Below are 15373 nucleotides of genomic sequence, written 5' to 3'. Positions count from 1 at the left end.
GTATTAGGCACGCCGCCAGCGTTCATCCTGAGCCAGGATCAAACTCTCCAATAAAGTTAGTTTGTCTAGCATCTAAAATAAAAATTGACGTTTCACGTTGTTTGTTTCGTTCAGTTTTCAAAGAACTTGTCCGCCGCTTCAGAAGCGACTTCATCATATTAACATCTTCATTTTTCGATGTCAACTAAGTTTTAAAATTTCTTTTTTGTCGTTTTCTGCGTTTCCGCATCAGCGACGTTTATTAATATACCATCACACTTTTTAAATAACAAGTGTTTTTTATAAAAAATACAAAAAAATTATCTATCCTACTTTCTTCTATAGAAATAACTATTATCCTCTCTACTAAAAATAGTTATTCTGATTGCATAATACTACACTTCATTCAACCAAATTGCATTTCACAATACCTTCCCAGATTTTCATTCTCTTCTATATTAAAGTTTATAATAATTATCCTTCTATAGAATAACGATATAACTTAGCATTAAGAAAAAATTCCATCTACATTAAACAACCACTCACGCGCATTAATCCTTCCTTCTCATTCAAAAATTTAAATCCCTACAAATAACAACATTCCAACACAAATATGAACTTAAAATTATTGTTAGAATTTTTTTACATTTAATTAATGAAAAATATCCATTTTTTGTTATATAGTAAGAAAGGACGCACTCAACTATAAATAAACCAATGGAGGAATTATTTTATGGATAGGTTAACAAAGTTTTCATTAAAAAACCGAGCTGCCATTATCATCATGATTTTTCTCATTTCCATACTCGGTGTTTATTCCGGCTCTAAATTACCTATGGAATTTTTACCGAGTATCGACAATCCAGCAATTACCGTCACAACCTTATCTCAAGGACTCGACGCTGAAACGATGACAAAGGATGTAACTGATCCTCTCGAAAAACAATTTCGCAATTTAGAACACGTCGACACCATTACTTCTTCTACATACGAGGGATTATCACGTATCGACATTGCGTATACATCAAAAGCAAACATGAAAGATGCAGCACGCGAAGTCGAAAAAGCCGTCAATACAATTAAATTACCTAAAGATGTAACCAAGCCCGTAGTTAGTCAATTAAACACTTCTATGATTCCACTCGCTCAAATTACTATCCAGAAACAAAACGGTTTTTCAAAAGCAGATGAAAAACAAATTGAAAAAGAAATCGTACCACAACTCGAAAACATTGATGGTGTTGCCAACGTTATGTTTTTCGGAAAATCCACCTCTGAATTATCTATCGTACTTGATCCGAACCAATTAAAAAACAAAAACGTAACATCACAGCAGGTACTAACTGTTTTACAAGGAAAAGAAACTTCTACTCCAGCTGGGGCAATTACTGTTAATCAGGAAGAATACAACCTCCGCGTCATTGGGGACATAAAAAATGTAAATGACATTAAAAACATCACTGTGGCACCCCAAGTGAAATTGCAAGACATTGCTCAAATTGAAATCAAACAACACTACGATACAATCTCACATATAAACGGAGAAGAAGGCACAGGATTAATCATCATGAAAGAACCGAGTAACAATGCAGTTGCCATTGGAAAAGAGATTGATAAAAAAATTAAAGAGATAGATAAGGAATATAAAGCTCAATTTTCCATTAAACTTTTGGCTTCAACCCATGAACAAGTTGAAAATGCTGTTACTAGCATGGGAAAAGAAGTAATACTTGGAACAATCGCTGCAACTCTAATTATCTTAATCTTTTTACGTAACTTCCGAACAACACTCATCGCTGTTGTCAGTATTCCATTATCCATTTTATTAACACTCTTTTTACTACATCAATCTAACATTACGCTTAACATTTTAACCCTCGGTGGTTTAGCTGTTGCGGTTGGACGTCTCGTCGATGATAGTATCGTTGTCATCGAGAATATTTTCCGCCGTTTACAAAAAGATTCTTTCTCTAAAGATATCATTCTCGATGCAACGAAAGAAGTCACTGTCGCAATTACTTCTTCTACTTTAACAACGGTCGCTGTTTTTTTACCTATCGGCCTCGTATCAGGAGCAATCGGAAAATTAATGTTACCTATGGTATTAGCAGTTGTATATTCTATATTATCATCCTTAATCGTTGCACTAACAGTTGTTCCACTTATGGCTTTTTTACTACTCAAAAAAACAAAGCATCGAAAGCCAAGTTCTTCATCACGATATGTCGCTACATTAAAGTGGGCTCTTTCTCATAAATTCATTATTCTACTTACTGCATTTTTATTATTTGTAGGATCAATTGCAGCTTATATATTACTACCGAAAGCAAACATAAAATCTGAAGACGACACAATGTTATCTATTAACATGACATTTCCAGCCCATTATAATGCTGAATCTCAAAAACAAAAAGCATTTGATTTTGAAAAGAAATTACTTTCTAATTCAGATATAACAGACGTTATTTTACGAATGGGATCTAGTGCAGAAGATGCACAATGGGGGCAAACAACTAAAAATAACCTCGCTAGTATATTCGTAGTCTTTAAAAAAGGTTCTGATATTGATCAATATATTAAAGAGTTAAAAAAGGAACATAAAACTTTTGAGCCTGCTGAACTTGATTATATAAAAACAAGTTATTCAAGCTCTGGCGGCGGCAATAACTTACAATTTAACGTAACAGCTACTAACGAAGCGGATTTAAAAGAAGCGGCTACTATCGTTGAAACAAAACTAAAAAGCATGGATGATCTTTCTAAAGTAAAAGCAAATTTAGAAGACTCTAAGAAAGAATGGCAAATTCATATTGATCAAACAAAGGCTGAACAACTAGGTTTAACACCAGAAATAGCTGCGCAACAAGTAGCATTCCTTATGAAGAAATCACCTATTGGCGAAATTACAATTAATAATGAAAAAGCTACTATTATGATAGAACACAAAAAAGAAAACATTAATAAACAAGAAGATATTTTAAATACAAACATACTATCACCTATTAATGGACCAATACCTTTAAAAGACATCGCAACTATTTCAGAAAAACAAATACAAACAGAAATTTTCCATAAAGACGGAAAAGAAACAATCCAAATTACAGCCGAAGCTTCAAATGAAGATTTGAGTAAAGTAAACACAGCAGTAAATAAAGCGATGACTGACTTAGATTTACCTGGTGGTGCAAAAGTAAATATCACAGGAGCTACTGAATCTATGCAAGAGAATTTTACAGATTTATTCAAAATTATGGGGATTGCAATCGGGATTGTATATTTAATTATGGTTATCACCTTCGGGCAAGCACGTGCTCCTTTTGCAATCCTATTCTCCTTACCATTAGCTGCTGTCGGTGGTATTTTAGGATTAATCATTTCACGAACACCTGTTGATGTAAATTCCTTGATCGGCGCATTAATGTTAATCGGGATTGTTGTTACAAACGCTATTGTATTAATAGAAAGAGTCCAACAAAATCGGGAACATGGAATGGAAACTAGAGAAGCCTTACTTGAAGCAGGTTCTACTAGACTACGCCCAATTATTATGACAGCTATTACAACAATCGTTGCTATGCTCCCACTCCTATTTGGCCAATCCCAAGCAGGAAGTATGGTATCAAAAAGTTTAGCCGTCGTTGTCATCGGCGGTTTGGCAGTCTCAACTGCTCTTACATTAGTAGTCGTTCCAGTTATGTATGAACTATTAGATAAAATCGGGAGAAAAAGACGCTCCCGTAGGAAAATAAGCACTTCTACAGAAACACCTGATATTTAAAAACAAAAGGCGTTATCTTCACAAATGAAGATAACGCCTTTTCTCTATTTAGTCATATAATCCATCATTTTTTCCACATATTGCTCTATAGGTTTACTAGAATCCACAATCTAAATTACATCTGTTCTTCTTTATAATTAATCACAAATTCAACAATCATTACATCCATTCCTTCTATATTAAAATACAAAAGAACCCCCTACTTATAAATAGAGAGTTCTTCTTTATAATTTATGCCGCTTTTACCTTTTTCGTTGTTTTACTTTTTCTTTTCGTTCCTGTAAAGCGCTTGTGTAATATAGATGCTATCAAGCGTGAAATAACATTGAATAGTAATACCATAATAATTAATACAGCTGCAGATTTTGTCGCAATCAACTTCGCATCTGGAATAACTCCTTCAGAATTTAATTTCCAAATGTGAACCGCTAATGTTTCAGCTGGTCTAAACGGATTTAAAGGATGCGCAGGACTTGAGAAATCCGCTGCTGAATTTAAAATCGGGGATGTTAAACCCGCTGTGTAAATTAATGCTGCCGCTTCCCCAAATATACGACCCGCCGCTAAAATAATCCCTGTAATAATTTGTGGTAATGACGATGGGATAATAATACGAGCGATTGTTTGCCACTTCGTTGCACCTAATCCAAGACTTGCCTCTTTTACATTCTGAGGAACTTCTGAAATCGCATTTTCACAAACACGCGTTAAACCTGGTAAATTTAAAATAGTTAAAGCAAGAGCACCACCCATTACTGTGTATCCCCAACCTGTCATTGTAACGAACACTAACAAACCAAATAAACCAACAACAATAGAAGGTAAAGACGCCATCGTCTCTATACATAGACGAACAAAATTTAAAAAACGTCCTTGTTTTGCGTACTCTGCTAAATATATTCCAGCACCTAATCCAAGAGGAATAGATATAATAAGCGTTATAACAAGCATGTAGAAGGAATTGAATAACTGCGGACCAATCCCACCACCAGCTCTTGTATTGCTTGGTTCTCCAAACAAGAAATTAGGATCCCAAAATCCCCATCCCTTTTGTAAAATCTCAAATACTAAGAACACTAGCAAAGCTACAACTAAAGCCGCAACCGCATAAAAGATACCCGTCCAAACTTTATTTACCGTTCTTGCATTCATTATTATCGCTCACCTCTTTGCCCAATCGCTCGAATTACTAAAATAAACAGGAATGAAATAACAAGTAAAATCATCGCTAAAGTCCATAGCGCATTGTTCCAAGCAGTTCCGTTCAATGTATTCGTCATGTCCATTGTTAAAATACCAGTTAACGTCGCTGTCGGACTATATATTCCTTCTGGTAATTTAATCGTATTCCCGATTACCATTTGAACCGCTAACGCTTCACCGAAAGCACGCGCTAAGCCTAAAACAACACCTGTTAAAATCCCTTTTTTCGCAGCAGGAACAATCACTCGGCTAATCGCTTGCCATTTCGTTGATCCTAGACCATAAGAAGCTTCTAAATAATCAAATGGAACAGAACGTATTGCATCAGAAGCGATACTAGCAATAGTAGGTAAAATCATAATACTTAATACAACAATACCTGCAATTAAACTAAAGCCTACTCCCCCAAACGAATCACGTAATAGTGGTACTAAAATCGTAACACCTAATAATCCGTATACAACCGAAGGAATACCAACTAACAATTCTAGAACAGGCTTCAATACTTTATTTCCAAACTTTGGCGAAATTAAATTCATGAATATAGCAAGAGCTATAGCAATTGGTGCACTAATAATAACCGCACCTAACGAAACCACCGTTGAACCTACAATGAAAATTAAAGCCCCGAAGGATCCTTGATCAGCATTTGGATTCCATTTTGTCGATGTTAACATCTCAGTAAATGAGATACCACTTTGTGTAAAAGATTGAATACCTTTACCACAAATAAACGCAATAATAGCTAATGTAATTAAAACAATAAAAATACCACAAAACGTAACAAGTGATCTTCCTATATATTCACTTTTCACGTAATTAATTTGCTTTTTCCCCTTCATCACAGGACAGACCCCACTTCACAGATTGAAATGAACAGGACTGGCCTTGCAGCCAGCCCCATAAAATTTTATTACTTATTTAATTTAGACATTGGAATGTAGCCCATATCTTCTACTTGCTTTTCAAAATCTTTACCTTTTACATAATCGATGTAAGCTTTCGTCGCTTCCTTCGCTTCACCTTTTGTTACCATATATTCGTAAGACCAGAATGGATATTTACCAGACGCGATGTTTTCAACTTTCGGTTCAGCACCATCAATTTTCACTGTTTGTAGTGCGCCTTTTTTCTCGCCCACCATGTAAGACATTGCTAAATAACTCACCGAACCAGGAGTAGAGTTAATCGCTTGCTCTACTGCACCGTTAGAATCTTGTGTTGTACCAGTTCCATCATTAATTTTCGCGTCTTTCATAATCGTTTTTTCAAATGTAGCACGTGTACCAGATGAAGCCGGACGATTAATTACATTGATTTTTTCATCTTTTCCGCCTACTTCTTTCCAGTTTGTTACTTTTCCAGTGAAGATATCTTGTACTTGTTGCATTGTTAAGTTATCAACTTTTACATCTTTATTTACGACAAGAGCGAATGCAATACCCGCTACCTTGTTATCTACTAATTCTTTCGCCTTTTCAGCATCTTTTATTTTATCTCCGGACGGAACATCTGAATTACCAATTTGTACTGCACCAGATGCTACCTGGTTAATCCCAGTTCCACTACCGCCACCTTGAACTTGAATAGAAACTTTTGAATTTTTCTCCATGAATTTCTTTCCAGCTTCCTCCGCAAGAGGTAGAAGAGCTGTAGAACCAGCCGCTGCAATCGTACCTGATAATTCTTGTTTTGTATTATCGCTTCCTTTAGCAGTGTCTTTACTAGTTGTATCTTCTGCTTTCCCACAACCAACTAATGCTCCTGCTACCACTAAAGCTGCTAAAGAAAATTTAATACCTTTTTTCATAACCATGTCTTGTACCCCCATTTGGATTATCACTTTTCGAATTCATTTTCTTTCGAACACAAATTCATTGTAGGACAACAATATTATGTGAGTGTTAAGCAATTTTTAATTTTAAGTAAATGACGATAATAATCCTTAAAAGCTAGAAATCCCAACATTTATAGTTAAATAACCAAACAAAAACCACACTAACTACACTGCAATGTAAATATATTCTTAACAATGTAAATTCAATGTAAATGTTTTTCTCTCTTTTTCCCTTTTCGTTAAAGTTACATTTACAATTCCGCTGTATTTTGTAATTTTTACACACCTAATTTATGCACATTAAAAATAATTTCAGTAATATTTTTTAGTACAACTAAATAAATTGGAACAATTCTAAAAATAAATGAATATTTTTAAAGTACTAATTGACAACATAATCCAATGTAGTCTACTATATTACTAACAAAAAGTTTACCTTAGGAAACTTTTTAAACTCAAACTAAAAATATAGAGATGAGGTAACTTTTATGGTATCGGCTAATATAAAACCACTTTCCGAATTTAAAATAGGAGAGTTTGTACAAATTGAGAAGATACAATTAGAAGGAACTATGAAACGACGCTTATTAGATTTGGGATTTATCCCGGGGGCGACGATTAAAGTATTGCAACGCAGTCCACTTGGAGATCCGATCGCTTATCAAGTGAGTAACACAACTATTGCACTGCGTAAAGAAGAAAGCTCCCTTATTTTCGGGGTATTAATAGGAGATGATTTCAGATGAGCAAACATCGTATCGCTTTAGCTGGTAACCCGAATACAGGGAAAAGTACATTATTTAATACTTTAACAGGCTTAAAACAACATACTGGAAACTGGACGGGAAAAACTGTTTTAAAAGCTGAAGGAGAATATGAACATAACGGAAGTAATTATACATTAATAGATTTACCTGGAACCTACTCACTATACTCAAATTCCGCAGACGAAGAAGTAGCGAGGGATTATATTATATTTGAAAAACCAGAAGTAACTGTAGTTGTTATAGACGCAACTGCTATGGAAAGAAATTTAAATTTAGCACTTCAAGTGATGGAGATGACAAACAATGTAGTCATTTGCATTAACTTAATTGATGAAGCCGAGAAAAAAGGGATTGTTATCGATGAAAAGAAATTAGCAAAATCACTTGGTGTACCTGTCGTTAAAATTTCAGCACGTAACCGAGTAGGTATTGGTCATTTGCTAAATGTTATTGCAAAAGTAGCAAATAAAAAACTAATTCCAACACCAATTAAAATTACTTACAGCGAAAAAATCGAAAATATGATTCAGGAATTAGAACCACAAATTTATAAAGTGTTCGGTGATACGTATCCAGCACGTTGGATTGCGTTACGTATATTAGATGGAGATAAAAATTTCTTAACTACACTTCAAAAACACCATAATGAACCACTTGTAAGGGAGGTCGTAATTAATGGAATCTCACTCAGCCAGTAAAGCTCTTCCATTAGACTATATTATTCAACATGCACAAACACTTTCAAAAGAAGATATACGAGATGATATAGTCGGAGATATTTACCGAACATCTGCAAGCATATGTAAAGAATCTGTCCAATATACAAATACTGATAAATTATATCGTTCCGAAAAACTAGATAAAATTTTCACATCTCCAATCTGGGGATTCCCAATTATGCTCGGTATTTTATCTATTATTTTTTATCTTACAATTGCAGGCGCTAACGTACCATCTGATATGATTGCCGAATTCTTCGGATGGGCCGAAGGATATTTAACATCTTGGTTCCAAGCAGCGCATGCACCTGAATGGTTACATGGCATTTTAATACTTGGTTTGTTCCGTGGTATCGGTGCTGTTATTAGCGTTATGCTACCACCTATGGCAATCTTTTTCCCTATGTTCGCGCTATTAGAAAACTACGGATACTTACCACGTGTCGCGTTTAATATGGACCGCTTATTCAAACGATCCGGCGCACACGGGAAACAATCTTTAACAATGGCAATGGGATTTGGTTGTAATGCAGCAGCCATTATGTCAACACGTATCATTGAATCACCACGTGAACGTATGCTAGCAATTTTAACGAACAACTTCGTTCCTTGTAACGGTCGCTGGCCTATGTTAATTTTAATGGCTTCACTATTTATGGCTGCTGGTTATACAGGCAGTATGCAAACATTGGTTACTGCTGGCGTTGTAGTTGGAATGGTTGTACTTGGTGTTATTATGACATTAACTGTTTCTTGGGTACTATCAAAAACAGCCTTAAAAGGGGTTCCAACTCACTACACACTTGAGTTACCTCCGTACCGCAAGCCAAAAGTTTGGAATACAATTGTTCGCGCAACACTCGATAAATCAATCTATGTTTTAAAACGAGCTATAGTTGTTGCTGCCCCTGCGGCTGCATTAACTTGGTTACTTGCTAACATTTTTATCGGTGACACAAGCTTACTTATGTATTTTGTAAACTTCCTGGATCCATTCGCTAAAATGTTAGGACTTGATGGCTTTATTCTAGCTGCGTTCATTCTTGGACTACCAGCGAATGAAATTGTTATCCCAATTTTATTAATGTCTTACTTATCAACTGGGGCTTTAACTGAAATAGATGATTTTAATCAAATTAAAAATCTATTCCTAGAAAATGGTTGGACTTGGTTAACAGCGTTAAACACAATGTTGTTCTCACTTCTTCATTTCCCGTGCGGAACAACACTGGTTAACATATATAAAGAAACAAAAAGTGCAAAATGGACATTCTTATCGTTTGCAATCCCTACCGTTATCGCCATTGTTGTGACATTCCTCTCTACACAATTGGTACATTGGTTAGGGCTTGTATAAAGCAAAGCATACATAGAAGGTATCCCCCTTCACATATGCTTTGTATAAAAGAAACCTGAAATCATTCAGGTTTCTTTTTTTGCACATCAGTATTCCAAGGCTGCACTCCATACGTTGTGAGTTTCTTATGAATAAAGTATATGGCTCCTGGAAGAATTGCTATTAATATTGTGCAACTAATTCCTAATCCAGTAAACAACTTCCATCACCTTACTTCACTTTCTTTGGTAATGCTGAACCTGAATGTTCAATTGTTGGATCAACGTGAACATTAATTTCAGCATTACTAAAATAATTTTGGCCTTGATCCCAATTCTTACTAATTTTCTTCCACTCTTTATAATTATGCCTCTTATATACCTCTCCTAATTCCAATACATCTACCTTATATTTTTTTTGAACAAGCTGTATAGACTTTTCAATACGCTTCTTCATTTCCTTTGAAATCTCTTTCTTTAAAAACTTTTCATTCATCACTTGTTTCGGTTCATTAAAATGTAACTCAGCTAATATGCCTTCTGTGGACAAATGAATATCAAACTTCGGTTTTGTAGCATTTTCAGTAGACACTTGGATCTTTCGGCGCAACTTATGAATTTCATATGTAATGAGCTGATTCTTTTTACGAACAGTAAAGAAACCTCCAATTTTTTTACCTATTACATAGTTCATTCCTAATGTTTGTTCTCCACTCAAAGTTCCAACGCACTTATTATCCTTTCCACGGATCAATGCCGCTCCTTCCATTTGTACGCCTTGTTTAGTTAATCCTAAGAGAGGTAATGCAAAACTTCGATCTGCGATCATTTTCCCTTGTACTTCACCAATTCTCGCCGCCTCAATCATTTGAGCGTTTTTCGGAGGATGTTCAGCTAACATATCAATGTACTGCGCCGGTAAGTTTTCAGGTTTTGCACTCTGTTTTAAAATAGATTCTGCATTTTTCTTGGAAACGAACAAACGAATATTTCTTCTCATTTCATGATCACGAAAATATACATCTAACGTATTTTGCAAAACATACGAATTCGCTAGTAATTCATCCGAAAAAATAATGACTTGTATATGCGGAAAAAATAATGTTCGACTAATTTTTTTAGCAATTATTCTTATTTGCTCAAAGACGCTATCTGCTTTCGCACTTACGTTAATATAATTTTCACTATCTCCATCGCCCTGTCCACCTTGTTGTGCTAACTTACTGGGAAGTACCATCTGATACGTCCCTTTCACAATCGGATTTGATTTCTTTTTCTTCACAATATCGTAAGCTGCGCCTACTACAAATCCTCTTTCTTCTATTTCTTCTAGTTCAGAGCACCCACTTATAGATCCAGCTAAAACCATAACCATTATAATTTTAAGAAGGTGTTTCATTTCTACCATTCCTTCTTTTTATTTTATATACAATAAAAACTAGCAAAGGAGCTAATACGACAAACCCCATATCTATCCACGCTAAATACGTTCCGTAACTTGATAACGTATCTAAATTACCAGGGAGCATATTCAGCATAAAAATCAGAGGCGCGCTTCCGAAAATAAAAATATGTTTCTTCACTTTCGGAAACATGGCACAAAATAATAAAGATGCGACGTCATAATACATTGCTGTAGTGTTATAAATAGTAATAATCCAAGTTGTAAAAAAAATCGCATCGAACCTTTCTAAAAAGCCTCCACCAATTTCAATTTCTTTCCCTAATTCAATTGTTGGATATGTCAATCCACGAGTTGTCATATACGTAAAAACACTAATACAAGTTACATAAATTAAAATATATGAGAGCACATTTACTATCACGGCTTTCGCAACTGCCATTGGTGCCTTTTTCGCTGTCTTATCATTCAACAACACAGCATAAAACAGAGCTACCTCAAATCCAATAAATGTGAATATGGAATTTTTAACCCCAACAGCGTACTGACTTACTTCCGTTTGAAAAGCTGGAAATAAATTGTTTATTTCCATTAAATTTATATTTAATAAAGAAAGAAGCACTATTGCAATTAGGACAATAGGTAAGAACATAACATTTAATCGTAATAAAGCTGCTCTCGACCCTGCTATTCCATAGATAACAACTAATAAGAAGAAAAAAGATAGTAACTGTACCGGTGTCTCACTAAATAAATACGTTTGCGAAATTATTGCAATCATTCGTGATTCATATGCTGTCAAAGCAGCAAACGTTAATACTAAAACCATACTAATCGTGTATGCTACCGGCTTTGTCAAATGTGTACTCGTATATTGAACAAAGTTTTGTTTTGGAAATAAAATAGCCACCCTCGTCACAAACCAGCCTAAAACTGCACATATCAATCCACCCGAAAGCAAAATAATCCAACCATCTGAAAATAAAGTTTGGTTAGCGATATCCCTTGGCATAGATAATGCTCCTATACCAATAATGGTCGATGATACCGCAAACCCAATTTCCCGAGATCCAATTTCTTCATCGCCATACTCAAATGGTTTCAATTATTTTCGCTCCTTTGGACGTACTGTAGAATCTTTCGTTTGTAAATATTCCGGTCTCTCTTTCAACATTGATTTTGGCATGCGAATAAACTCTTCTTTCCAATCTTTATAAAATGCGGGAGCAATTGGAGTTGTATACGGTACACCAACACTTGTTAAATTTGTAATATGAACAGCAAGCGCAATAAGAGCTAGAATGATTCCATACAACCCAAAAGCCGTTGCTGCTAACACAAAGACGAAAAGTAAAATCCGAAACGTAATTGTGATGCTATACACTGGAAGTGAAAATGTAGCAATAGCTGTAACCGCAATAATGATAACTAAAAATGGATTTACAATTCCTGCATTCACCGCTGCCTCTCCAATTACAAGACCACCTACAATCCCAATTGTTTGTCCCATCGGTTTCGGCAACCTAATTCCTGCTTCTCTTATTAACTCCATCGTTAATGCCATCATTAACGTTTCAATATAGGCAGGAAAAGGAACACCTTCTCTTGCTCCAGCAATCGAATAAGCCAATTTAGAAGGAATAAGTCCTTGGTGATATGAGACGAGCGCTACATACATCGCCGGCATTAAAATTGCAACTATACCAGAACCCATCCGCAAAATTCTTAATAAAGTCCCTATTACCCAACGCTCATAGTGATCTTCCACAGATTGAAAAATATCAACAAATACTAGCGGAGCTATAAGGGCAAAAGGTGATCCATCCACCAAAATAGCTGCCTTTCCTTTCGCTAATGAGGCCACAATATTATCAGGCCTTTCCGTATTCAAAAACTGCGGAAACGGTGATAAATTATTATCTTGAATTAATTGCTCAATTGTACCCGTCTCAAAAACGACATCTGTCACTATGGATTGAAGACGCCGATCTAGCTCTTTTACAATGTAAGGATTGATAATGTCTTCTATATATACTAAAGTCACTTCTTTTTGGGATCTCTTTCCCATAATATAAGATTGAAATCTAAGCTTTGGGTCACGTAAACTACGGCGAATTAACATTTTATTTACGTTAATATCTTCATTTAATCCGACCCTCGGTCCACGTATTAAATCTTCTGTTACTGGCGGTTCTAAACTTCTTTTTTCCCAAGCTCTACTATTAATTACGATAGCAGTTTGAATATTATCAATTAATATGACTGTATCTCCCGCTAAAATCGCATTTATAATATCTGGAAACGTTGTCTTCTTACCTACTTCTGCAATAGAAATAAAGCGATCCAATAATGTTTGAACAACAGCTTCGTCTTTTTGTACTTCTTCATATTGAAGTGTACGAACGACATATTTATAAACATTATCCTTATCTGTTAACCCACATAAAAAAACAACAGCACAGCGTGTAAAACTACCAGCAAGGGCAACTTCCCTAATTGTTAAATCATTAGGCGAACCTAACTCATCCCTAATTTCTTTCATAACTTCAAATAAGTTACCTTTTAGCTCTAACAAGTCCCCCACCTAACTTCCTTTTCAACAAGTTTTTAGTTAGATTCCGCTAATAGAAGAAAATATATACAAAAAAGAGCTATCTCTTTTCAAAGATAGCTCTAGCATACGAATTACTTTTCTACTATTATATCGTCTTTCTTTATAGATACATTTTTGGTGAATCCGCTAACGATAAACATCACAATCATATTCATTAACAATGCGACTATACCCACATTTAAATCTTTTATATATTGAGGGAAACCCGGAAACATCGTAGCTATAGTTGAGCCAGATAAAGTAATATACGCAACCACTAACAGCCCAACTCCCATTCCTGCAATCGCCCCTTGCTTTGTAATAATCTGACGTGGAAACAAACTACATACAAGTGCAGGGAAAAGTTGTGTCACTATACTATACCCCATTAAAAGAAGCGCTCCTATCGTTTCTCCACCTTTAAAAGTAAACAAAACAGCTACAAGCGTTACTACAGGAACAAATAATTTCGCCGCTTTTGCAACTTGTCGATCCGAAGCAGATGGGACCATTGTTCGGTAAATATTTTTCGCTAATAATGTAGAAGCGGCCATGACAAGCATAGAACCCGGAACTAATGCCGTTAAAACGCCAGCGCTACCAATAATCCCAATAAACCACGGATCAAAAGTTTGAAGGGCCAGACGGAATAACGAAAGGTCTACATCCCCTTCCTTTAACCCTGGAACTTGCAAGATAGCAGCAAAACCCGCAAAGAATACGAAAAGTAAAACTAAAGAATAAAGTGGCATAATGGCCGCATTTTTACGAAATACTTTTTCATTTTTTGCAGAGAAAGCAGAGGCGAATGTATGGGGCCACATATAGAAACCGAGAGCCGTTAATATAATAGTAGAAACAAACCAAGAAATACTCATTCCTTCTTCAGGTAAAGATAAAAATCCTGGTTTTGCTGCTTCTACAGCTTCAAACATCGGCTGAAATCCTCCGTAATAATGGTACGGTAAATATATACCTAAAAACATAACGATAAACAGTATCATAATATCCTTCAAAGCAGCCGTCCAAGCCGAGCCGTGTATACCTGAAACCATTACATATATCGTTATAACAATTGCGCCAATCCACACCGCGATAACTGGTGATACCTTTCCGTACGACGCTTCCGAAACGATAATTCCTAATCCTTTCAACTGTAAAACAAGATATGGGATAATCGAAATAACTCCAATGATAGAAACGATAAGGCCAAGTGCCTGACTCTTATATTTCTTCACAAAAAAATCTGGCTGTGAAACTAAATTATGCTCTTTTGCATATTTCCAAACTGGTGGTAATAAAAAATAAGATAAAATATAAGCTAATGCACCATAACCTAAAATATAGAAAGTAGGTGCTCCTTTACTATACGCCCATCCACTTCCACCTAAAAATGTGAATGTCGTATAAATTTCACCTGCCATAAGAAGAAAAACAAAAATAGTGCCAAAACCTCTTCCTCCAACTGACCATTGCTCTAAATTCATATCTTTTCCATGTTGTGCCCGAATTCCTAAAAATAGTGCGAGAAACAAAAACAAAATAATGATAAGTAATGCGGTCATTTTACATCCTCCTTATTAGCAGGATCAAATACGTACACAATCCCCATACAAAGAGATGTAATAAGGACTGATAATAATATCCAAAATAATAAAAATGGCATCCCTAATATGTAAGGAGTAACTGAATTAGCAAATACGGGGCCAACAACTAAACAAAAAACTGGAATAAGCGCTAATACGTGTATTTTCTTCATC

The 15373-nt window shown here is 35.4% G+C and carries 13 protein-coding genes and 1 pseudogene; 5 read left to right on the top strand and 9 right to left on the bottom strand.

What is annotated here, in order from left to right; all coding sequences use genetic code 11:
- Positions 1–188, top strand: a 188-nt coding sequence (locus MR136_RS22035) for a hypothetical protein (protein WP_205189829.1), incomplete at its 5' end; no start/stop codon positions are given.
- Positions 189–712: 524 nt separating this feature from the next.
- A complete protein-coding gene (locus MR136_RS22030; protein WP_061456799.1) occupies positions 713–3757 on the top strand; it encodes an efflux RND transporter permease subunit in 3045 nt (1014 codons plus the stop codon).
- Positions 3758–3801: 44 nt separating this feature from the next.
- Here the strand turns inward: MR136_RS22030 and MR136_RS28645 are convergent.
- The 4 genes and pseudogenes from MR136_RS28645 to MR136_RS22015 all read right to left on the bottom strand — a co-directional run.
- Positions 3802–3867 (bottom strand): annotated as a pseudogene (locus MR136_RS28645) (AAA family ATPase); the annotation flags it as partial.
- Between the two features lie 121 nt (positions 3868–3988).
- Positions 3989–4909, bottom strand: a complete 921-nt coding sequence (gene pstA, locus MR136_RS22025; protein ID WP_000994141.1) for a phosphate ABC transporter permease PstA — start codon at positions 4907–4909, stop codon at positions 3989–3991.
- A 2-nt stretch (positions 4910–4911) separates the two neighbouring features.
- Positions 4912–5802 (bottom strand): phosphate ABC transporter permease subunit PstC, encoded by an 891-nt coding sequence (gene pstC, locus MR136_RS22020; protein ID WP_000676676.1) that lies wholly within the window; start codon positions 5800–5802, stop codon positions 4912–4914.
- A 71-nt stretch (positions 5803–5873) separates the two neighbouring features.
- A complete protein-coding gene (locus MR136_RS22015; RefSeq protein WP_000245108.1) occupies positions 5874–6776 on the bottom strand; it encodes a phosphate ABC transporter substrate-binding protein PstS family protein in 903 nt (300 codons plus the stop codon).
- Between the two features lie 509 nt (positions 6777–7285).
- Between MR136_RS22015 and MR136_RS22010 the strand changes: the two genes are divergently transcribed.
- The 3 genes from MR136_RS22010 to MR136_RS22000 are packed head-to-tail and all read left to right on the top strand — an operon-like array spanning position 7286 to position 9640.
- Entirely contained in the window at positions 7286–7543 is a 258-nt protein-coding gene (locus MR136_RS22010) for a FeoA family protein (protein ID WP_061456798.1), read from the top strand.
- Entirely contained in the window at positions 7540–8262 is a 723-nt protein-coding gene (locus MR136_RS22005) for a FeoB small GTPase domain-containing protein (protein WP_000033865.1), read from the top strand. The genes MR136_RS22010 and MR136_RS22005 overlap by 4 nt, the downstream gene beginning before the upstream one ends.
- Complete coding sequence (locus MR136_RS22000; RefSeq protein WP_000443605.1) at positions 8240–9640, top strand: nucleoside recognition domain-containing protein; 1401 nt, start codon at positions 8240–8242, stop codon at positions 9638–9640. The genes MR136_RS22005 and MR136_RS22000 overlap by 23 nt, the downstream gene beginning before the upstream one ends.
- Positions 9641–9850: 210 nt before the next feature.
- On the opposite strand, the gene gerLC is transcribed toward MR136_RS22000, so the two are convergent.
- The 5 genes from gerLC to MR136_RS21975 form a co-directional block, all read right to left on the bottom strand.
- Positions 9851–11017, bottom strand: a complete 1167-nt coding sequence (gene gerLC / locus MR136_RS21995) for a spore germination protein GerLC (protein ID WP_061456797.1) — start codon at positions 11015–11017, stop codon at positions 9851–9853.
- Complete coding sequence (gerLB, locus tag MR136_RS21990) at positions 11001–12125, bottom strand: spore germination protein GerLB (protein WP_242259598.1); 1125 nt, start codon at positions 12123–12125, stop codon at positions 11001–11003. The genes gerLC and gerLB overlap by 17 nt, the downstream gene beginning before the upstream one ends.
- The gene (gene gerLA, locus MR136_RS21985; RefSeq protein ID WP_004402934.1) at positions 12126–13604 is read right to left on the bottom strand and encodes a spore germination protein GerLA; all 1479 of its coding nucleotides are present in this window, start codon (positions 13602–13604) and stop codon (positions 12126–12128) included.
- A 101-nt stretch (positions 13605–13705) separates the two neighbouring features.
- Positions 13706–15178 (bottom strand): sodium:solute symporter family protein, encoded by a 1473-nt coding sequence (locus MR136_RS21980; protein ID WP_242259597.1) that lies wholly within the window; start codon positions 15176–15178, stop codon positions 13706–13708.
- On the bottom strand, positions 15175–15372 hold the full coding sequence (locus tag MR136_RS21975; protein WP_000719856.1) for a DUF3311 domain-containing protein: 198 nt from the start codon (positions 15370–15372) through the stop codon (positions 15175–15177). Before MR136_RS21975 ends, MR136_RS21980 begins: the two co-directional genes overlap by 4 nt.
- Position 15373 lies beyond the last annotated feature (1 nt).

The organism is Bacillus cereus group sp. BfR-BA-01311 (genome assembly GCF_022664295.1).
In the GTDB taxonomy this organism is placed as follows: Bacteria; Bacillota; Bacilli; order Bacillales; family Bacillaceae_G; genus Bacillus_A; species Bacillus_A cereus.
The sequence above is the reverse complement of the archived record's forward strand: the minus strand, read 5'-3'. Positions and strand labels throughout refer to the sequence as shown.